This is a genomic window from Stenotrophomonas sp. AB1(2024) (genome assembly GCF_037482345.1).
Classification (GTDB): Bacteria; Pseudomonadota; Gammaproteobacteria; order Xanthomonadales; family Xanthomonadaceae; genus Stenotrophomonas.
This window is the reverse complement of record NZ_JBBHKO020000001.1, coordinates 2,936,390-2,955,636: the sequence shown is the minus strand read 5'-3', so window position 1 is coordinate 2,955,636 and position 19,247 is coordinate 2,936,390. Positions and strand designations below refer to the sequence as shown.

Sequence of the window (19,247 nt, the reverse complement as noted above, 5' to 3'; positions counted from 1 at the left end):
TCATTCAAGAGGGTGCGCTCACGTTGGGAATGTGTCGTTTTCTGCACTACATCCGCGTGCAGCCCGACAGGCGCGCCGTCCCATTTCGATAGACAGCCTAAATCGTTGAAATGTCCGCCCGATTCGAAACAATCGGCCTTCGGAACTTTCATTTTTCATTGACAGGCCCTTCCGACATTGACGCCCGCAGAGCCCGTGCATGCCGCATGGGCCGACCGGCGCAGAGCCTCCTGCGCGGTCCTGAAACCGGGAATCCGATAGATGTCATTGCTGGATCGCTTCATCGAAGACACCGCCCTGCACATGGGCCTGGGCCACCGCGCGCGCAACCTGGTGGAGGTACTGGTCGACTACATCCGCAGCCTGCCCGACGGCGTACATGGCCTGCGCCGACGCTTCGACGCGGTCGGGCTGGGCACCCACTTTCCCGGCGACGGGCGGCCACCCCGCCTGCTCGCCAGCCAGCTCGAAAGCGTGGTGGGCCGCGAAGCGCTGGCGGTGCTGGCGCGCCGGGCTGCCTTCCCCACCGGCATGTTCGCCGTCGTCGCCTCGGACCTGCTGCCAGGCCTGCTGGCGGTGCTGGAGCAGGACGTCCGAACGGCGCAGGTGCCCAACCAGCCCCCGCATGAACCGGCGCGCGGCCCGTCCCGGCGGCTGGTCCGCGGCACCGCGATGCGCGGCCTGCTGTGGGTGGTGGTGGCCGGCACCCTGCTGTGCCTGACCGGCTGGATCCACCAGAAGACCCGGGTGAATACCGGCGCCACTGCCACCCACGCCGAACGGCAGCACCCGCCGCGACTGTCGCTGGTCAACAACGGCGGGGTGATCGACGTGCGCGGCCGGCTGCCGGGTGAAGCGGACCGGCGCAGGGTCTGGAGCGCACTGGTAACCCAGTATGGCCAGGGCGGGGTCAGCGGCGACATCCTGCGCGACCCGCAGGCGCAGACACCGCGTTGGCTGGACCGGATGGTCACCCTGGCCCCGGTGCTGCGCCACCCGGGCCTGTCGCTGTCGTTCACCGGCGATGTCCTGCACGTGGACATGACCCGGATGCCCGAAGATGACCGGATTGCGGTCTCCAGCACCCTGCGCCGCGCCTTTGGCCACCTGCAGGTGAGTGGGTTGTGGGATGCCGGGCGGATCGCGCTGGCGCAGCTGCCGGCCAAGCCCGCACCGGCCGAGCTGGTGGCGGCCCTGAACCAGGGCAAGGTCGGTTTCGAGCACAAATCGCCGGTGCTGCGTGCCGACGGCCGCGACATGTTGCGGGCCAGTGCGCAGGCGATCCTGGCGGCTGGGCCGGGCGTCCGCCTGGAAGTAGGCAGCCACACCGACAGCCTGGGCGGTGCCGACACCAATCTGCAGCTGAGCCAGCAACGCGCGGAGGTGGTGGTGGCCGAACTGCAGGCATTGGGCGTGCCGGCCAGTGCATTGGAGCCGCGTGGTTATGGCGAGGAGCGCCCGGTGGCCGACAACCGCCTGGACAACGGGCGGGATCGCAATCGGCGGATTGAATACAGCGTCCTTCGTTGAGGTGGCGCAGCCACGCAGGGCGTGGCTCTACGCAGACGGCGCGATCCACGCCAGGGTCGCCATGCGCCCGGTCCGCCGATCACGCCGGTGCGAATAGAACCGCTGTGGCTCCGCGATGGTGCTCAACTGCCCCCCACTGATCGCGCCCGGGTCCACCCCGGCCGCCACCAGCCTCCGCCGCGCCAGCGCATACAGGTCCACCCTCCAATGCCCCGGGCGGGTAGCCACAAACGCCTGCGCCGCCCCGGCGTCGCCGTCCACGAACGCCGCGAACACGTCCGCGCCAATTTCATACTCCGCCGGCCCCGCCGCCGGCCCCAGCCAGGCCTGCAGGTCGCCCGGCGCGGTGTGCATGGCCGCCACCGTGGCCTCCAGCATGCCGTCGGCCAGCCCGCGCCAGCCGGCGTGGGCCGCACCGATCTCGCTGCCATCGCGCGCCGCCAGCACCACCGGCAGGCAGTCGGCCGTGAGGATCGCCAGCACCACCCCGGGCACCGAGGTCACCGCCGCATCGGCGGTCGGCTCGGCTTCGATGCCGCTCGCCACCGGCGCGGCATCCAGGCGCAGCACCGCCGTGCCGTGCACCTGGCGCAACCAGTGCGGCGCCGAAGGCAGGCCCAGCCCGGCCTGCAGCAGCGCGCGGTTGCGCGCCACCTGGTCCGGGTCGTCGCCGTCGGCGGCGGTGCGGTTGCCCATGTTGAACTGGTCGAACGGCGGCAGTGAACCGCCTGCGCCGTAGCGCAGCGTGGTCAGCGCATGCACCCCGGGCGCGGCCGTCCAGTCGGCCGCGAGCACCGGCAGCGGCGCGTTGTCCAACGGCAGCGGGGCAGACGGCGTGGACATCAGCGGCGACCGCGCTCCAGCTCGGCAAAGCGCTTGGTGTCCTCGCGCAGCGCATCCAGCAGCGCCGCCATGTCGGCCGGCAGTGGTGCGCTGTTGCGGATCGGCTCACCGGTGATGGGGTGCGCGAACTCCAGGGTTTCGGCATGCAGGGCCTGGCGCTTGAAGCCGCGCAGCTGCGCCACCAGCTCATCGCTGGCGCCCTTGGGCAGCTTCAGCGCGCCGCCGTACAGCGAATCGCCCACGATGGCGTGCTTGAGGTGCGCCATATGCACGCGGATCTGGTGGGTTCGCCCGGTTTCCAGGCGGCATTCCAGCGCCGTGTGGGCACGGAAACGCTCGCGCAGGCGGTAATGGGTGACCGCGTCCTTGCCGTCTTCGCGCACCGCCATGCGGATGCGGTCGCGCGGGTGGCGGTCGATCGGCGCATCGGCGGTACCGCCGGAGACCAGCGCGCCCACCACCACCGCCAGGTACTGGCGGTGCACGTTGCGCGCGGCCAGCTGTTCCACCAGCGCGGTCTGCGCCTGGAGGGTACGGGCCACCACCATCACGCCGCTGGTGTCCTTGTCCAGACGGTGCACGATGCCCGCACGCGGCAGCACCGACAGCCCCGGGTCGCGGAACAGCAGCGCATTGACCAGGGTGCCGCTCGGGTTGCCCGCGCCGGGGTGGACCACCAGGCCCACCGGCTTGTTGATCACGTAAACGTGTTCATCCTCATAGAGGATGTCCAGCGGGATGTCCTCGGGCTCGGCATGGGTCTGGGTGTCGAGCACGACATGCAGGCTGGCCACCTCGCCGCCGCGGACCGGGTCGCGGCCGCGGACCGGTTCGCCGTCCAGCAGCACGTCCCCGGATTTGATCCACTCGCTCAGCCTGGAGCGCGAGAATTCGGGGAACAGGTCGGCCAGCACGGCGTCAAAGCGCCGCCCGGCGGCGCTGTCGGGCACGACGGCCTGACGGGTGGATTCGGTTTCAGAAGGGGTATCGGACATGGGGAGCACACCGCAGGAAGACAAATTGGGGGTCCCGGCGACCACTTTCAGTCGCAGGACAGGCCACTAGGCTATCATCGACCCTTCGTATTCCAGCCGCGTCCCGCCCTGACCCCATGATCCGACGCTCTTCCCTGCTGTCCGCGCCCGTCCGCACCGCGGCCCTGATGCTGGTCCTGGCCCTCGTTTCCACCGGCTGCCACCGTGGCGCCAAGGGTGACAACCCGGAAGAAGGCCAGCCCGTCGAAACGATCTACAACAAGAGCCACGGCCTGATGGAAAAGGGCAACTGGAGCGGGGCCGAAGCCACCTTCCGCCGCCTGATCGCCCAGTACCCGTATGGCCCGTATACCGAGCAGGCGATGATTGAAACCGCCTTTGCCCAGTACAAGGCCGGCAAGCACGATGACGCCGTGTCGAGCATCGACCGCTTCATCCGTACCTACCCGACCCACCGCAACATCGCCTACATGTATTACCTGCGTGGCCTGGCCAACAGCAACCGCAACACGGTGTTCCTGCGCCGGGTGTGGTCGCTGGACCCGAGCCGCCGCGACCTGTCCACCCCGCGCCAGGCCTACGCCGACTTCAACATCGTGGTCGAGCGCTACCCCAACAGCCGCTACGCCGGTGATGCGCGCCAGCGCATGCTGGAGCTGCGCGACGTGTTCGCCCAGCATGAGCTGGACAACGCGCTGTACTACCTGCGCCGCGACGCCTGGGTGTCGGCCGCCGGCCGCGCCAACTACCTGCTGGACACCTACCCGCAGAGCAGCTTCCAGTACGACGCCGTGGCCGCCCTGGGCGAGGCCTACACCCGCCTGGGCAACAAGGTCCTGGCCGACGATGCCCGCCGCGTGCTGGAGCTGAACCAGCCCGAGCACCCGTGGCTGCAGGGCAACTGGCCGAAATACCCGTGGATGGTGCGCAAGCTGAACCCGTTTGCCGGCGAGAAATCCGCCAGCACCGGCCAGCGCAACGCGATCATGAACCGCCGTTGATACCAGCGCGGTGATGGAAACGAAGAAGGGTCCCTTGCGGGACCCTTTTTTTTGTCCATTGATGCGGACATCTTGAAAGCAGGCGCAGACCCGATCAGGTATTAGTACAACCCCCACTTCCAGCAGGTCTCCTGCCATGCCACACCCGTGCATCCCATCCTCCACGCCCCAGGTCCTGCAGCGCTACGATCCCGCGCCCGGACCCGAGCGTGCGGCCCTGCCGGGTCGCCTGGACATCAAATCGATCGAAAACCGCCTCGCAGCCGCTGCCCCCGGGGCCGTATCCCGGCCTCCCACCCCAAGCCGGGAAATTGCCCACACGCTGCTGGCAGCGCGTACCACCGCTCCTGCTCCTTCGCCCGTCGATTCCAACCTGCGTGATGGCGCCCCTTCCTGGCGGCCGGGTACGTTGATCGCAAAGGGAGCTGAAGCAGAGATCCGCGAAGCCGCGCACGCGCGCGGGGTGGTACTGAAACTCTTCAAACCGGGCATCGACGCTGGCGACATCCGCGCCGAGCTGGAAGCGATGAACCGCTACCACGGTAGCGGGTTCGTCGAAGCCTCACCCGACGGACGCAGCCTGCGCATGCCAAGGCTTGAAGGCGTGCCACTGCATCTTCTGGCTTCGGACAAGGCCCCGCCCGACCTGGGGGACCGGATACTGGCGTGCGTTGAACGGATCCTCGACGCGGGCATCTATCCCGAAGATCTGTGCGAAGCGAACTTCCTCTATGACGCCAATACAGGCAAGCTGGCGCCTGTGGATCTCAAGAGCCGCGCCCCCACGCCAGGTCAATGGCAAGGCTGGATCGACAGCTTCCGCGGCGAAATGCGCAACCTCATGGCGGTCGCCGATCGTGCAACCGCCGTTGGCCACACCGACAAGAATGTCCGCTTTGCCGAACAGCCGCAGGTAGCCATCGCAGGCAGCTCCTGGCGAGAGACCTCCAGCCGTGTCGCGGTGCGCTTCCGCGCCTTGTCCAAAGCTACCCCCGCGCTCAACAGCGGCCTCCCCATCCAGGCCCGGGATATCCGCAAACTGCTGTTGATGTCGCTCGCCGCAAACGCCGATCATCAGCTGGTCTCGCCCAGGTCGGAAAAACTGCTGTTGCGGGCATTGGATGAAGCGCACGCGGGCACGGCATCCACGTATTCGGCCGGGTCACTTCCCTTCGACGTACTCCAGAGCTTTGTCCATCGCGGTCAGCAGGTGCGTCCGGACCTGTTCCGCTGATCGTTCAGCCCTTGTAGCCATTGCTGATCGGGTAACGCCGCTCGCGGCCGAACGCGCGGCGCGATACCTTCGGCCCGGGTGCGGCCTGGTGGCGCTTCCACTCGCTGGTGCGCACCAGCCGCAGCACGCGGTCGACCACCTCGGCGGCGTAGCCGGCCGCCACGATCTCCTCGCGCGATTGTTCCTGGTCCACGTAGCGGTACAGGATGCCGTCCAGCACGTCGTAAGCCGGCAGCGAATCCTGGTCGGTCTGGTTGGCGCGCAGCTCGGCCGACGGCGGCCGGGCGATCACCGCCGGCGGAATCACCGGGGCCCCGCCGACCGTGTTGCGCCACTTGGACAACCCGAACACCTCGGTCTTGTACAGGTCCTTCAGCGGCGCATAGCCACCGCACATGTCGCCGTAGATGGTGGCGTAACCCACCGCGTACTCGCTCTTGTTGCCGGTGGTGAGCAGCAGGCCGCCGAACTTGTTGGACAGCGCCATCAGGATCACCCCGCGCGCGCGCGACTGCAGGTTTTCCTCGGTCACATCGGCCGGCTGGCCTTCGAACATCGGGCCCAGCGCGGTCATCAGCCCCTCGAACACCGGCTCGATCGATACCGCTTCAAGCTTCACGCCCAGCGCGCGGCACTGCTCGGCGGCCAGGTCGTTGGACATGTCGGCCGTGTAACGCGACGGCAGCCGCACCGCCGTGACGTTGTCCGCGCCCAGCGCGTCCACCGCCATCGCCAGCACCAGCGCCGAATCGATGCCGCCGGACAGGCCCAGCCACACCTTCTGGAAGCCGTTCTTGCCGCAGTAATCGCGGATGCCGCGGGTGACCGCCCGCCAGGCCAGCGCATCCATGCTTTCGTCGCCGTCGTCCATCCACTCGCGCGGCAGGAAGCGCCGGGTCTGCGCGTCGTAGTCCACCACCAGCCACTGGTCGGTGAACGCCGCCGCGGCCGGGTGCACGGTGCCATCGCCATCGGCCACCACGGAGGCGCCATCGAAGGTCAACGCATCCTGCCCGCCCACCATGTTGAGGTACAGCAGCGCCGCACCGCTTTCGCGGGTGCGCTCGGCCAGCAGCGCATCGCGCTGGGCATGCTTGCCGCGTTCGTACGGCGAGGCGTTGGGTACCACCACCAGTTCGGCACCATTGCGCACGGTATCGGCCAGCGGTTCGGGGAACCACAGGTCCTCGCAGACCAGCACGCCTACCGGCACGCCCTTCAGCTCGAACACGCAGCTGCCGCCGTCCGGGTCCACGTCGAAATAGCGGCGCTCGTCGAATACCGCGTAGTTGGGCAGCTCGCGCTTGCGGTAGGTGTGCAGCACCTGGCCGTCGCGCAGCACGCTGGCGGCGTTGTACACCACCGCGCCGGTGGCCTCGGGCCAGCCGACCACGGCGGTGATGCCCTGGGTGCTCTCGGCAATGCGGGACAGCGCCTGCTGGCAGTCGTACAGGAAGCGCGGGCGCAGCAACAGGTCTTCGGGCGGGTAGCCGCTGATGGCCAGTTCCGGGAACACCACCAGTTCGGCGCCGAACTCATCGCGCGCCTCGGCGATCATCGCGATGATGGTATCGGTGTTGCGCTCGACCGCGCCGACCGGGAAATCGAACTGAGCCATCGCGATGCGGATCGAGGTCATGGTGTGAAGCCTGTGGTTGCGATGGGCCATTGTAGCGCCGGTGGTTTGCCGCTACGTGCGATTCGGCACCACCTGGGCCGGCCAACGGCCGGCGCTACCGGCAACCGTCACGTCGGGCGTCATCGGGGCGCGTGGCGACCGTCACGTCGGGCGTCATCGGGACGCGTGGCAACCATCACGTCGGGCGTCATCGGGACGCGTGGCAACCGTTACGCCGGACGTCATCGGGGTGCGTGGCGACCGTCACGTCGGGCGTCATCGGGGCGCGTGGCGACCGTCACGTCGGGCGTCATCGGGACGCGTGGCAGCCATCACGTCGGGCGTCATCGGGGCGCGTGGCGACCGTCACGTCGGGCGTCATCGGGGCGCGTGGCAGCCGTTACGCCGGGCGTCATCGGGGCGCGTGGCATCGGTAGCGCCGGCCGTTGGCCGGCCCAGGCGGTGGCGAACGCCAGAAACAGAAAAGCCGCCCCGATGGGGCGGCTTTTCCTTGCCGGGCAGAGCCCGGCGCTACGCGTAAACCGCGTAGCGGTTTACTTCACCAGCTTGGCGATGGCGGCGCCCAGGTCGCCCGGCGAGCGGACGGTGACCACACCGGCGGCTTCCATGGCGGCGAACTTGCCTTCGGCAGTGCCCTTGCCGCCCGAGGCGATCGCACCGGCATGGCCCATGCGCTTGCCCGCCGGAGCCGAGGCGCCAGCGATGAAACCAACCACCGGCTTCTTCACGAACTGCTTGATGTACTCCGCACCGGCTTCCTCGGCGTCGCCGCCGATTTCGCCAACCATGATGATGCCTTCGGTCTGCGGGTCTTCGTTGAACAGCTTGAGGCAGTCAACGAAGTTCAGGCCGTTGATCGGGTCGCCACCAATGCCGATGCAGGTGGACTGGCCCAGGCCGACTTCGGTGGTCTGCTTGACCGCTTCATAGGTCAGGGTGCCCGAACGCGACACGATGCCGATCTTGCCCGGCTTGTGGATGTGGCCCGGCATGATGCCGATCTTGCATTCGCCCGGGGTGATCACGCCGGGGCAGTTCGGCCCGATCAGCACGGTGTCCGGGTGCGAACGGGTCAGCACGTTCTTCACGCGCAGCATGTCCAGCACCGGAATGCCTTCGGTGATGCACACGATGACCTTGATGCCGGCAGCCGCAGCTTCCAGGATCGCATCGGCCGCGAACGGCGGCGGCACGTAGATGACCGACGCGTTGGCGCCGGTGCTCTGCACGGCGTCGGCAACGGTGTTGAAGACCGGCAGGTCGATATGGGTCGTGCCGCCCTTGCCCGGGGTCACGCCGCCAACAACCTGGGTGCCGTACTCGATCATCTGAGTGGCGTGGAAGGTACCCTGCTGGCCGGTGAAGCCCTGCACGATCACCTTGGTGTTTTTGTTAATCAAGACAGACATTGTTATTCCTTCGGTGTCGGATCAGGCGGCGTTCTTGACAGCTTCAACGACCTTCTTGGCACCGTCGTTGATGTTGTCAGCCGGGATGATGGCCATGCCGCTGTCGCGCAGCAGCTGCTTGCCTTCTTCCACGTTGGTGCCTTCCAGGCGCACCACGACCGGAACCTTGACGCCCACTTCCTTCACCGCGGCGATGATGCCTTCGGCAATCATGTCGCAGCGGACAATGCCGCCGAAGATGTTGACGAAGATGCCTTCGACCTTGTCCGAGGACAGGATCAGCTTGAACGCTTCGATGACCCGCTGCTTGTTCGCACCGCCGCCCACGTCCAGGAAGTTCGCCGGCTCGCCGCCGTTGAGCTTGATGACGTCCATGGTGGCCATGGCCAGGCCGGCGCCGTTGACCATGCAGCCGATGTTGCCGTCCATGGTGACGTAGTTGATGTCCAGCTCCGAAGCGGTCACTTCGGTTTCGTCTTCCTGGGTCTTGTCGCGCATGGCAACCAGCGCCTTCTGACGGAACGCGGCGTTGTCGTCGCTGTCGAACTTGCCGTCCAGCGCGTACAGGTTGCCGTCGTCCAGGATGGCCAGCGGGTTGATTTCAACCAGCGCCAGGTCCTTTTCGTTGAACAGGCGGTACAGGTTCACCATGATGCTGGCGAACTGGCCGGCCTGCTTGGCGGTCAGGCCCAGCTTGAAGCCGAAATCGCGGCCGTGGTAACCCTGCACGCCTTCAACGAAATCAACGTTGAGCGAGTGGATCAGCTCCGGGGTTTCAGCAGCCACCTGCTCGATCTCCACGCCGCCTTCCGAAGAGGCGATGTAGGTGATGGTCTTGGTGCCACGGTCAACCAGCACCGACAGGTACAGCTCCTTGACGATCTCACCGGCGGTGGTCACCAGCACCAGGTTGACCGGCAGTTCAACGCCAGCGGTCTGGTAGGTGGCCATCTTGGTGCCGAGCATCTTGGCCGCAGCGGCCTTGACGTCATCGGTGGTCTTGCAGAACTTGACGCCGCCAGCCTTGCCGCGACCGCCCGCATGGATCTGCGCCTTCACCATCCAGGGGCCCTGGCCCAGGGAGGTGGCGGCGGCGACGGCTTCATCGGGGGTTGCCGCGACCTTGCCGGCCGGGACGGGAATGCCGTACTCGGCAAGCAGCTGTTTTGACTGGTATTCGTGGAAATTCATGCGTCACCGTGGGAATAGGAACGACCGCACGCACGGACCGCGGCGGGCCCACTATTGTGGACGACGCGGCGGCGTGGCGCAAAGAAACGGGACCGGGGGCGTGAAGAGGGGGAGATTTTCACCTTCATTCAGGCAGTTGCGCCGGGGCCGGCCGGCCGGGGGTGGGTCGGGAATGGGCAGAATGCGCGGTTTGGGGGCCGGCGCTGGGCCTATACTGGGGCCAGCCAGAAGGGGAGTTCCGGCGTGTCACCCAGTGCTTCATTGATCGACCGCATCGAGTCCATGCCGAAGCGGGAGCTGTACTTTTTCGCCCTCTACCGGGTGCTGATCGCCGTGGTGATTGCCGCGCTGCTGTTCAGCCCGTTGAGCGCGATGGTGGGCGAGTCCACCCACCCGCAGTTGGCCGCCACTGTCAGCATCAGCTACCTGGTGCTGTCGCTGCTGATCCTGATCGCCGGCCGCAACGACCACTGGCTGCACCCGATCGTGGTGGGCAGCGTGCTGGTGGACATCTTCGCCACCGTGCTGCTGGCCCATGCCCTGCCCGGCGCCAGCGCTGGCCTGTCGATGGCGCTGCTGTTCAACATCGCTGCCGCCGCCACCCTGCTGCCCCTGTCGCTGGGCATGGGCCTGGCCCTGGCCGCCGCCGCCGCCACCGCTGGCGAATACATCTGGAGCCTGCTCGAAAACGGCCTGCCCACCCGCACCCTGGCCGAGCTGGCCATGTTCATCACCAGCTTCCTGGCGCTGGCCTTCGTCAGCTACCAGGTGGGCAACCGCGCACGCCGCAACCAGCAGCTGGCCAACCAGCGCGGCGCCGAAGTGGCCAACCTGTTTGAGATCAACGAACTGATCATCCGCCGCATGCGCACCGGCGTGCTGGTGGTGGATGGCGCCAACCGCATCACCCTGGCCAACGAAGCGGCCTCCACCCTGATCGGCGACAACGACGGCAACAGCGGCAGCGGCCTGCTCGAGCTGGGCAGCGCCGCGCCCGACCTGAGCCGCCGCCTGCAGCGCTGGCGCAACGGCTGGACCACCGAAGAAACCCCGCTGCAGCTTTCCCCGGACCAGCCCGAAGTGCAGCCGCGCTTCGCCCGCCTGCTGGCCGGCAGCGACCTCACCCTGGTGTTCCTGGACGATTCAACCGTGGTCTCGCGCCGCGCCGAATCGCTCACCCTTTCGGCCATGGGCCGGTTCTCGGCCAGCCTGGCCCATGAAATCCGCAACCCGCTGGCCGCCATCAACTACGCCGCGCAGTTGCTGGAAGAGTCCACTGCCATCAGCGACACCGACCGCCGCCTGCTGCAGATCATCCACCAGCAATGCCAGCGCACCAACGGCATCGTCGAAAGCGTGCTCGGGCTGGCCCGGCGCGAACGGGCCAACCCGGAAAACCTGGACCTGGCCGCGTTCGTGCGCCGCTTCGTGCTGGAGTACAAGCAGAGCCTCACCCTGGAAACGGACAGCATCGAGCCGATCATCAGCGAGTCTTCGGTGCATGGCCTGGTCGACCCGCGCCACCTGCACCAGATCCTCACCGTGCTGGTGCACAACGCGCTCAAGTACGGCCGCACCGGCCAGGACCCGGCCCGCGTGCGGCTGCGTGTGGCGCGCCAGGAGCGCAATGCGGTGATCGATGTGATGGACCGTGGCCCGGGCATTCCCGAATCGGTGGCCAACCAGCTGTTCCGGCCGTTCTTCACCACCTCCGAACACGGCACAGGCCTGGGGCTGTACATCGCCCGCGAGCTGTGCCGGGCCAACCAGGCCAACCTGGAGTACGTCTCGGTACCGGCCGGCGGCGCCTGCTTCCGGCTGGTGCTGCCTGGCCCGCACACGATGCTGCCGCAATGACGCGCTACCCTGCCAGCGCCACATATTTGTCGTTATCAACCGCTCTCGGCTATCTTTTCCCCTTATGAACGAAAACCGCAGCGCCCTCGTCGTCGACGACGAACGCGACATCCGCGAACTGCTGGTACTGACCCTGGGCCGCATGGGCCTGCGCATCAGCACTGCAGCCAACCTCGCCGAAGCGCGCGAGCTGCTGGCCAGCAACCCCTACGACCTGTGCATCACCGACATGCGGCTGCCCGATGGCAACGGCATCGAGCTGGTCACCGAAATCGCCCAGCACTACCCGCGCACCCCGGTGGCGATGATCACCGCGTTCGGCAGCATGGACCTGGCAGTGGAAGCGTTGAAGGCCGGCGCGTTCGATTTCGTCAGCAAGCCGGTGGACATTTCGGTGCTGCGCGGGCTGGTCAAGCATGCGCTGGAACTCAACAACACCGAACGCCCGGCGCCACCGCCGCTGACCAGCGACACCACCGCGCGCCTGCTGGGCGAATCGGCGGCGATGGACGGCCTGCGCGCCACCATCACCAAGGTGGCCCGCAGCCAGGCGCCGGTGTACATCCTGGGCGAATCGGGCGTAGGCAAGGAACTGGTGGCCCGCACCATCCACAGCCAGAGCGCACGTGCACCGGGCACCTTCGTGCCGGTCAACTGCGGGGCCATTCCATCGGAACTGATGGAAAGCGAATTCTTCGGGCACAAGAAGGGCAGCTTCAGCGGTGCCCATGCCGACAAGCCGGGCCTGTTCCAGGCCGCGCATGGTGGCACGCTGTTCCTGGATGAAGTGGCCGAGCTGCCGCTGCAGATGCAGGTGAAGCTGCTGCGCGCGATCCAGGAAAAATCGATCCGCCCGGTGGGTTCGGCGACGGAAGTGCCGGTGGATGTGCGCATTCTTTCTGCCACGCACAAGGATCTTGGCGACCTGGTGGAAGATGGGCGGTTCCGGCATGACCTGTATTACCGCATCAACGTGATTGAACTGCGGGTGCCGCCGCTGCGTGAGCGGCGTAGCGATCTGCCGCAGTTGGCGGCTTCGATTCTTGCCCGGTTGGCCCGTACGCATGGGCGCCCTACTCCGCTACTGGCGCCGTCCGCGCTGGAAGCGCTGGGCACGTATCACTTCCCGGGCAATGTGCGCGAGCTGGAGAACATCCTGGAGCGTGCGCTGGCGTTGGCCGAGGGTGACACCATTGGGGCGAGCGATCTGCGGTTGCCGCAGCAGGGTGTTACGCGCCACGGCGGCGCTCCGGCCGCACCGCATGAAGAAGCGGTGGTCGACCTGCCGGCTGGCAATGGAGCGCTGCCCTCTTACATCGAACAGATGGAACGCACCGCGATCCAGAAGGCGCTGGAAGAAAACCGCTGGAACAAGACGCGGACTGCGGCGCAGTTGGGGATCACGTTCCGCGCATTGCGTTACAAGCTGAAAAAGCTGGGAATGGACTAACCCCGCTGATCGACGGGATCGCATTCGATCCAACATTCTGGTGACCGAATCGTAGAGCCACGCCCTGCGTGGCTGCGTTGCAGGACGAAGCCGATCCACCCACCGGCACCGCATTTCCCCGCATCACGATGGACATGCATGGCGTGTCGCAACCGGACGACATCCGCGTACTGACACGCCATGCGTGTCCAACGCAACGCCCGGCCACTTGTCGCCAACGCCCCACCAAAACCGCACCACTGTCGCACTACCGCTCCAGCGCGAGCCGGTAACGACACCACGTTGGCAACGCCTACCAAACCCCGCAAAACCAACAGACACAATCGATTGGCTATCGATCCCACCACAGCGCATGGTGTGCGACGGAGCTTCAAATCTCCAAGTGGATGCAAAATTATGGACGTCCCATGTCGGGAGGGTGGCTAATACAAGACCCCTCAACCGGGGAAATACGCCACGCCGCACGCATCCACGCGGATTTGAACCTCCCGGCTCCCTTGCCCTACCGGCAAGGGAGATTTTTTCCATGGAGGCCCCCCCATGCGCTCGCCACGCAACACCCCCCTCTTCCCCGAACTGCTCCTGCCCACCGCCGACCGCCCGCGCCACTACACCGTGCGCGCGCGCACCTATGCGTGGATGGACACCTTCGGCGGTGGCACCGTGCCGTGCCTGTCGATACACGGCCACTGGTTGGAGAGCGCAGGTTTCAAGGTCGGCTCAAGCGTGAGCATCGAATCAACCGTGGGCCAATTGATCATCAAGCTGATCGAGGCCCCCGAGGAAGCGCGTCAGAGCAACTCCACGGCCTTCGAGAAGCACATTGCCAAACGTGGCCGCGCCAACCCGGACAGCGAAGTCATCCACGAACACCCCGGTTGGTTGGTCCGCGAGCTGATCCTGGCCCCCATGGGCGCCTCCACCCTGGACTTCGCCCACGCCATCGGCGTGTCGCAGGACTTCGCCGAATGCTTCCTCGCAGGCGACCAGGACGTGGATCTGGATCTGGCCCAACGCCTGGGGCCGTTCTGCCGAACCTCGCAGGCCCTCTGGCTGGAGCTGCAGCTCAAACACCGATCAATCCGCTGACCACGTTTACCGACGGTAGGGCCACACCTTGCGTGCTTGAAACACTCGCCGCCGAACTCCCATACCCGTACCGTCAACAAAGCCCGAGCTTCTTTCAATTCAGGGCCACACCACACTGTTAGAACTTTCGAAGCATCTGCTGCAATAGCAATGCGCCGCGTCAGTAGACATCGACAAAGAACTGGCCTTCCGTCTCAAGCCTGTGTGCAAGCGCCTGTGCTGACGAATGTCCGGCAACCACGTGATCCTCAAGCATCAAAGTGCCGGAATAATCGTCGCCCGCCTCAAGAACCGAATCAATCTTCAACACTAGGCTCTCGCCCATCCCCCCCTCATCCAGCAGCGAAAGAACGTCTCCGGGTCGCGATTGAAAAGGGATCTCGACGTACCCGGTGACGCATCCGTACGGCTCAGTTGGTGAATAAAACAATGAAAAATCGAATCTGAATTTCATTATCTTCCCCAAGGGTGGTCGGGCACCATCAGCTCGACGGCCATCTGCTTCTCTTCGGTCATGTCGCAACCCATACTTACCCCAAGTGCAATCATACTGGCAATTGTTGAGATCCGTCCGCGCAGATCTGCGGAATGACCCAACCACGTTGTCGACGTTCTGGTCATGGCTGGATTATGCGTAGAGAAGGCATGGTCGTACAAGTGTGAGCAAACTTATGGACGTCCCATGTCGGGAGGGTGGCTAATACAAGATCCCTCATCCGGGGAAATTCGCCACGCCGCACGCTAGCACGCGGTTTCGAACCTCCCGGCTCCCTTGCCCTACCGGCAAGGGAGGCTTTCCCCCTTGGAGGTCTTCCATGCGCCCAACACCCAACGCCCGTCTCTTCCCCGAAATTCACCTGTCCATCGCCGCACGCCGGCGCCACTACACCGTGCGCACGCACACCTATGCGTGGATGGACACCTTCGGCGGCGGCGCCGCACCGTGCCTGTCGATACACGGTCATAGGCTGGAAAAAGCAGGCTTCATAACCGGCGCAAGCGTGAGCATCGAATCAACCGTGGGCCAACTAATCATCAAGTTGATCGAGTTCCCCGAGGAAGCGCGTCAGAGTAACTCCACGGCCTTCGAGAAGCACATTGCCAAACGTGGCCGCGCCAACCCGGATAGCGAAGTCATCCACGAACACCCCGGTTGGTTGGTCCGCGAGCTGATCCTGGCCCCCATGGGCGCCTCCACCCCGGACTTCGCCCACGCCGTCGACGTCTCACAGGACTTCGCCGAATGCTTTCTCGCCGGCGACCAGGACTAGGATCTGGATGGGGTTGGCGTTGCTCACATTAGATCGCTTGGCCGACGCCAAGGCATCCGCCAACATCGCACGTCGTTTCGAAGGATCGTTTTAGCTCCTTGCAGCCTCCAAAGTACTTGCAGCGCAGTAGTCCAGCTGTTGCGAATCGCCCAGCTCCCGCGCCGCCGCCTTCCATTTCGCTGCAAGCCCATCGCTGCCCGAAAGGGCCTCGTAGTGCGCAATCAACTTCTTCATGGCAGCGACATCTCCCTTCGTGGCGGCGGCCTCCACGATCAGACGCTGTTTCTCAGGAATCACGAAGGCATCGCTTGGACTGCGTTGCTCAGTATTGCTCGGACTACCCTGCTCGCTCCCGCAACCAGCTACCGCCAAACACGCAAGCCAAGAAAGCGACCAAAGGCATCCTAAGAAACATCTCGGTTCCATCAGCTTGGGTTTGTGAGGAGGGCCAGCGCCAGGATGGCACATCGACATGGAGCTTTGTCATGAGAAGCCGGCAAGCAGATACACATGCAGGGTAGCCAGACCGGCTGCGGACAACCCACACGACAATTTTTTGGCCGGTGCCAACCATGCCGTTATGCATCCGGCCGCGACTACTGCCACCGCGAACGCATGTACCAACAAGCCCATCTCGGCACTCGGGAACCACGCCGCAGAACAGCTTGGCAGGCTCACTGCGGGGTCGGGCCACGATAGATCCGTAGTCCACTCAGTGACCCGGTCACCGGCGGGCAAATACGCAGCAGCAGCCCGCGAAGCAACCCCAGGAGCATGAACACTGCCACGAAACCAATGAGGGAGACGGGTATCAACCCCAACCATCGCAGCATCTTGGTCATCTTGCCTACTCGATTTCTCTGGCGGCGAGAAACCGGTTCGCCGCGTCCCTGACCTGCTCCCAGGACGGATGAAAGAGCTCACTCGCGTCATTCCCTGCAAACGCGGCTTCCGGGGTTGCTCTGCTCCGCATCGTCCACAACATATCTCCCGTGCGTCCTGTCTGGCTATTCACCTATTTGCGACTGATGAGAGCAAGGTCGCCCCATCCTGGATCACCTCGGCCCGGCGTACTTCCATGAAACTGCACAACTCGAGGACACTGCGACACACTATCGCCGAACCAGCGACGCGCGGGCTGCCACCACCTCGATGAAGCCATCTCTTACGTACATACGCACCATCTTTTCTTTGCGACTGACAATACAGCTTCGGACATTTCCAAATCTATGCTCCCCGGCCAACTCTGATACGTCCAGCTTGGCGAGACAGGACGTCACACGACTGAATGACATCCTCACGGGATAGAGATCAGATGTACTGCCGCCAGCGGACATGAGCAGGTCGATGACGCACGCATTGGTCGCGGCCGAAAAGTGAATCGATTCCAGATGAGAAAAGAGGAAATCCGCCTCCTCGATCTGCGTGAATCCGCCCGAACCAACCCCAATTTCCGAAGTGACGGCGGGATCCACAAGCTCACGGCGCGCATCAAGTTCAACACCACTCCCTGCCGCTTCAACAAGTCCACCCGCTAAGTAAAGCCTCAGGCTTCCACCTGACACGTCTACGCGGCCGTCCTGGATGTTCCCGAATGATGCACTGTCAGCGAGCTCTAAAAAGCCAAATCGCCCAAAGAATGAGTTCAGCCCCTTGCACGACAGCAAGGATGCTGACCGCCCCCTACCCACCTTATAGTCGCCAAGGCCAAGATCGATCTCGCACAATTGCTCCAAGATGGATACTGAGACTGTGTTGATAACGCCGTCATGGAACTCGACATCATCGAACTTACTCTGACACGTCATCCCTCCCTCCGATATTCCGATACCTGAAGCCTGCGCACAGACCAACTTAAAGTCACTTCACGATTGCCAGACCCATCAACGCGCCATGGTCCTCAGACGAACCCAGGGCTAGAACTGCCGCACCAATCCAACGATGGCCATCACCAGAATCATGACCCCGAACACAACCCATAAGCTCACATGGAGAACGGCAAAGTACGCCGGCCACCCACGTATCCCGGATTCCTTCAGCACGGCGCAGCATGCCGCGACAGTATCCTGCATGACCGACATCTCGCGACTCGCAAGGATATCGAGACTGGCAAGCAAAGCCTCACCAGGCCTTTTCTCGCGCAGACGCCGCGCAGCAATGACCGCGCAAGAACGGCTCACAATTATTGCCAGAAAGACATAGAACAGATACGGCATCAATTCCATCATGTCATCTAAAGTCCGCAGCCACAGTCGATGATACGGGGTACCCCGTCGAAGGATAAGTGGCCGACGGGGTAGCCGTAAACAGACGCATCCCCGTGACCTGCGTACGAAACTTGTGGCTAATAAAGCAGCGAGTTCGATTGGAATTATATCCGGTTCGTACCAGCGTCGGCGCACCGTCGCCGGCGGCTTGTATCCATGTTCGCTGTGCGGTCGTCTCTCGTTGTAGAACTGCCTCCAGCGCTCGACTGGACAGGCACTTCCCGGTGCAGGGGCTTTGGCTTCACGATAAGGCCACCAATGGCGGAGTGCCCGTATTGATCTGCAGCGGCACTTCCCTCGAGCACCATGCTGCGCAGCAGCTCTCGCTCGATCTGGAGAAAAGAATCCTCCACCGCCATGTCCAGGACACCTTCGCCAGGCATCAGGTAGCAATTCCAGATATGCCGGCTTGCTTCCTTGAATCTCTGCATCTGACCCGTTACGTTTTTCATTTCCGCATCCGTTCGAAAGCCGATCTGCCAATTCCCGCGTGTCCCAGACTTCGAATTGGCAACACGCCCGAGGGAAGCATACGACTTCCAGAGCACGGCGGCACGGCCACGCCACTACACCGTGCGCGCCCACACCTATGGGTGGATGGACACTTTCGGCGGCGGCACCGCCTCCAGCCTATCGATACACGGCCACTGGTTGGAAAGCCCACGCTTCGAGATCGGCGCAAGCGTAAATGTCGAGGCGACTATCGGCTAACCGGTCATCACGCGGGTGGAGTTTCCCGAGGCAGCGCGGCAGCGCCACTCCATTGCATTTGAAAGACAGATTTCCCACTTCACCCGCACAAAAGCGGCAAGCGACGTCGTGCATGAACACCCTGGCTGGCTAGTGCGCGAACACATCTTTGCCCCCATCGGCGCCTCCACCTCGGGCTTCGCCCACGCCGTTGGCGTTTCGCAGGATTTCCCCGAATGCTTCCTGGCCGGTGACCACGATGTGGATCTGGATCTAGCCCAGCGCCCGGGTCCGTCCTGCGGTATCTCGCAGAAAATGTGGCTGGAGCTGCAGCGGAGACATCAGGAAGTGTGGTAGCGACGGGCTCTTGATGCCTACATTTCCCCTTTTCAGTCGACGACCATACGTGCTTGTGCTCCCCCTTTAATACACGTAAACGTGGAACCCAGTCTCCTTATCCAACCTTTCACCGAGACGCTCCGCCAGCTCAGGCCCTTCAACGACGTAGTCCTCCAGCGCTATAGAACCAGAAGCCTCTTCTTCACCAGCATCGCTCACAGCTTCAATGCAAAGAGACAGCGCCGAGCCGGTCTCACTACTCCCGATGAGCTGAAACATCTGTCCGACAGACGGGAGCGAATCAAGCTCAACAAACCCCGTCACGTTTCCGTATGGCTCCGTCGGTGAGGAGTACAGCGACATATCGACATGGAATCTCATCAACGCCCCCAAGGATCCAGAACAATCAGACCAATCGCCATTTCTTCTTCAAGGCTGAAGC

The 19,247-nt window shown here is 64.4% G+C and carries 19 protein-coding genes and 1 pseudogene; 8 read left to right on the top strand and 12 right to left on the bottom strand.

Translation table 11 applies throughout. From position 1 onward, the window contains the following. Nucleotides 1-261 precede the first annotated feature (261 nt). A complete protein-coding gene (locus WIX41_RS13355; RefSeq protein WP_339448272.1) occupies nt 262-1,530 on the top strand; it encodes an OmpA family protein in 1,269 nt (422 codons plus the stop codon). Nucleotides 1,531-1,557: 27 nt separating this feature from the next. Here WIX41_RS13355 and pgeF read toward each other — a convergent pair whose 3' ends face one another. Together pgeF and rluD are read right to left on the bottom strand one after the other, a co-directional pair. Continuing rightward, the gene (pgeF, locus tag WIX41_RS13350; RefSeq protein ID WP_339448270.1) at nt 1,558-2,373 is read right to left on the bottom strand and encodes a peptidoglycan editing factor PgeF; all 816 of its coding nucleotides are present in this window, start codon (nt 2,371-2,373) and stop codon (nt 1,558-1,560) included. Then, on the bottom strand, nt 2,373-3,368 hold the full coding sequence (gene rluD / locus WIX41_RS13345; protein WP_339448268.1) for a 23S rRNA pseudouridine(1911/1915/1917) synthase RluD: 996 nt from the start codon (nt 3,366-3,368) through the stop codon (nt 2,373-2,375). The genes pgeF and rluD overlap by 1 nt, the downstream gene beginning before the upstream one ends. Before the next feature lie 116 nt (nt 3,369-3,484). Here rluD and WIX41_RS13340 point away from each other — a divergent pair, with 116 nt between their 5' ends. Beyond that, the gene (locus WIX41_RS13340) at nt 3,485-4,369 is read left to right on the top strand and encodes an outer membrane protein assembly factor BamD (RefSeq protein WP_339448266.1); all 885 of its coding nucleotides are present in this window, start codon (nt 3,485-3,487) and stop codon (nt 4,367-4,369) included. Between the two features lie 136 nt (nt 4,370-4,505). Further along, nucleotides 4,506-5,603 (top strand): hypothetical protein, encoded by a 1,098-nt coding sequence (locus WIX41_RS13335; RefSeq protein WP_339448265.1) that lies wholly within the window; start codon nt 4,506-4,508, stop codon nt 5,601-5,603. 4 nt (nt 5,604-5,607) lie between these two features. On the opposite strand, the gene WIX41_RS13330 is transcribed toward WIX41_RS13335, so the two are convergent. From WIX41_RS13330 to sucC, 3 genes are all read right to left on the bottom strand, one after another. Further along, nucleotides 5,608-7,242 (bottom strand): NAD+ synthase, encoded by a 1,635-nt coding sequence (locus tag WIX41_RS13330; protein WP_339448263.1) that lies wholly within the window; start codon nt 7,240-7,242, stop codon nt 5,608-5,610. Between the two features lie 533 nt (nt 7,243-7,775). Next, nucleotides 7,776-8,651, bottom strand: a complete 876-nt coding sequence (gene sucD / locus WIX41_RS13325; RefSeq protein WP_339448261.1) for a succinate--CoA ligase subunit alpha — start codon at nt 8,649-8,651, stop codon at nt 7,776-7,778. A gap of 21 nt (nt 8,652-8,672) precedes the next feature. Continuing rightward, on the bottom strand, nt 8,673-9,842 hold the full coding sequence (gene sucC, locus WIX41_RS13320) for an ADP-forming succinate--CoA ligase subunit beta (RefSeq protein ID WP_339448259.1): 1,170 nt from the start codon (nt 9,840-9,842) through the stop codon (nt 8,673-8,675). Between the two features lie 243 nt (nt 9,843-10,085). Here sucC and WIX41_RS13315 point away from each other — a divergent pair, with 243 nt between their 5' ends. The 3 genes from WIX41_RS13315 to WIX41_RS13305 all read left to right on the top strand — a co-directional run bounded on the left by WIX41_RS13315 (nt 10,086) and on the right by WIX41_RS13305 (nt 14,238). Continuing rightward, complete coding sequence (locus WIX41_RS13315) at nt 10,086-11,699, top strand: sensor histidine kinase (RefSeq protein WP_339448257.1); 1,614 nt, start codon at nt 10,086-10,088, stop codon at nt 11,697-11,699. A 64-nt stretch (nt 11,700-11,763) separates the two neighbouring features. After that, a complete protein-coding gene (locus WIX41_RS13310; RefSeq protein WP_339448255.1) occupies nt 11,764-13,149 on the top strand; it encodes a sigma-54-dependent transcriptional regulator in 1,386 nt (461 codons plus the stop codon). Between the two features lie 540 nt (nt 13,150-13,689). Then, nucleotides 13,690-14,238, top strand: coding sequence for a SymE family type I addiction module toxin (locus WIX41_RS13305; RefSeq protein ID WP_339448253.1), 549 nt, complete (start codon nt 13,690-13,692; stop codon nt 14,236-14,238). A 160-nt stretch (nt 14,239-14,398) separates the two neighbouring features. Here WIX41_RS13305 and WIX41_RS13300 read toward each other — a convergent pair whose 3' ends face one another. Further along, entirely contained in the window at nt 14,399-14,692 is a 294-nt protein-coding gene (locus WIX41_RS13300) for a hypothetical protein (RefSeq protein ID WP_339448251.1), read from the bottom strand. Nucleotides 14,693-15,053: 361 nt separating this feature from the next. Here WIX41_RS13300 and WIX41_RS13295 point away from each other — a divergent pair, with 361 nt between their 5' ends. Beyond that, nucleotides 15,054-15,509, top strand: a complete 456-nt coding sequence (locus WIX41_RS13295) for a hypothetical protein (RefSeq protein WP_339448250.1) — start codon at nt 15,054-15,056, stop codon at nt 15,507-15,509. Between the two features lie 90 nt (nt 15,510-15,599). Here WIX41_RS13295 and WIX41_RS13290 read toward each other — a convergent pair whose 3' ends face one another. The 5 genes and pseudogenes from WIX41_RS13290 to WIX41_RS13270 all read right to left on the bottom strand — a co-directional run. After that, the gene (locus WIX41_RS13290) at nt 15,600-15,743 is read right to left on the bottom strand and encodes a hypothetical protein (protein ID WP_339448249.1); all 144 of its coding nucleotides are present in this window, start codon (nt 15,741-15,743) and stop codon (nt 15,600-15,602) included. A 440-nt stretch (nt 15,744-16,183) separates the two neighbouring features. After that, a complete protein-coding gene (locus WIX41_RS13285) occupies nt 16,184-16,351 on the bottom strand; it encodes a hypothetical protein (RefSeq protein WP_339448248.1) in 168 nt (55 codons plus the stop codon). Nucleotides 16,352-16,621: 270 nt separating this feature from the next. Then, nucleotides 16,622-17,317, bottom strand: a complete 696-nt coding sequence (locus WIX41_RS13280; RefSeq protein ID WP_339448247.1) for a hypothetical protein — start codon at nt 17,315-17,317, stop codon at nt 16,622-16,624. A gap of 108 nt (nt 17,318-17,425) precedes the next feature. Next, on the bottom strand, nt 17,426-17,734 hold the full coding sequence (locus WIX41_RS13275) for a hypothetical protein (RefSeq protein ID WP_339449502.1): 309 nt from the start codon (nt 17,732-17,734) through the stop codon (nt 17,426-17,428). 126 nt (nt 17,735-17,860) lie between these two features. After that, nucleotides 17,861-18,343, bottom strand: a pseudogene (locus WIX41_RS13270) (integrase core domain-containing protein); the annotation flags it as partial. A 159-nt stretch (nt 18,344-18,502) separates the two neighbouring features. Between WIX41_RS13270 and WIX41_RS13265 the strand changes: the two are divergent. Beyond that, nucleotides 18,503-18,823 carry a hypothetical protein gene (locus tag WIX41_RS13265; protein WP_339448246.1) on the top strand — a complete coding sequence of 107 codons (321 nt, stop codon included), beginning with the start codon at nt 18,503-18,505 and terminating at the stop codon, nt 18,821-18,823. Between the two features lie 66 nt (nt 18,824-18,889). On the opposite strand, the gene WIX41_RS13260 is transcribed toward WIX41_RS13265, so the two are convergent. Continuing rightward, complete coding sequence (locus WIX41_RS13260; protein ID WP_339448244.1) at nt 18,890-19,168, bottom strand: hypothetical protein; 279 nt, start codon at nt 19,166-19,168, stop codon at nt 18,890-18,892. Nucleotides 19,169-19,247: the final 79 nt, after the last annotated feature.

Bases quoted from the DNA above. Each gene is read 5' to 3' on its own strand.
- WIX41_RS13285 (WP_339448248.1), bottom strand. From the start codon at position 16,351: ATGACCAAGATGCTGCGATGGTTGGGGTTGATACCCGTCTCCCTCATT.
- WIX41_RS13335 (WP_339448265.1), top strand. From the start codon at position 4,506: ATGCCACACCCGTGCATCCCATCCTCCACGCCCCAGGTCCTGCAGCGC.
- WIX41_RS13275 (WP_339449502.1), bottom strand. From the start codon at position 17,734: ATGGAATTGATGCCGTATCTGTTCTATGTCTTTCTGGCAATAATTGTG.
- WIX41_RS13280 (WP_339448247.1), bottom strand. From the start codon at position 17,317: ATGACGTGTCAGAGTAAGTTCGATGATGTCGAGTTCCATGACGGCGTT.
- WIX41_RS13290 (WP_339448249.1), bottom strand. From the start codon at position 15,743: ATGAAGAAGTTGATTGCGCACTACGAGGCCCTTTCGGGCAGCGATGGG.
- WIX41_RS13300 (WP_339448251.1), bottom strand. From the start codon at position 14,692: ATGAAATTCAGATTCGATTTTTCATTGTTTTATTCACCAACTGAGCCG.
- WIX41_RS13305 (WP_339448253.1), top strand. From the start codon at position 13,690: ATGCGCTCGCCACGCAACACCCCCCTCTTCCCCGAACTGCTCCTGCCC.
- rluD (WP_339448268.1), bottom strand. From the start codon at position 3,368: ATGTCCGATACCCCTTCTGAAACCGAATCCACCCGTCAGGCCGTCGTG.
- WIX41_RS13310 (WP_339448255.1), top strand. From the start codon at position 11,764: ATGAACGAAAACCGCAGCGCCCTCGTCGTCGACGACGAACGCGACATC.
- WIX41_RS13330 (WP_339448263.1), bottom strand. From the start codon at position 7,242: ATGACCTCGATCCGCATCGCGATGGCTCAGTTCGATTTCCCGGTCGGC.
- pgeF (WP_339448270.1), bottom strand. From the start codon at position 2,373: ATGTCCACGCCGTCTGCCCCGCTGCCGTTGGACAACGCGCCGCTGCCG.
- WIX41_RS13355 (WP_339448272.1), top strand. From the start codon at position 262: ATGTCATTGCTGGATCGCTTCATCGAAGACACCGCCCTGCACATGGGC.
- sucC (WP_339448259.1), bottom strand. From the start codon at position 9,842: ATGAATTTCCACGAATACCAGTCAAAACAGCTGCTTGCCGAGTACGGC.
- WIX41_RS13340 (WP_339448266.1), top strand. From the start codon at position 3,485: ATGATCCGACGCTCTTCCCTGCTGTCCGCGCCCGTCCGCACCGCGGCC.
- WIX41_RS13295 (WP_339448250.1), top strand. From the start codon at position 15,054: ATGCGCCCAACACCCAACGCCCGTCTCTTCCCCGAAATTCACCTGTCC.
- sucD (WP_339448261.1), bottom strand. From the start codon at position 8,651: ATGTCTGTCTTGATTAACAAAAACACCAAGGTGATCGTGCAGGGCTTC.
- WIX41_RS13260 (WP_339448244.1), bottom strand. From the start codon at position 19,168: ATGTCGCTGTACTCCTCACCGACGGAGCCATACGGAAACGTGACGGGG.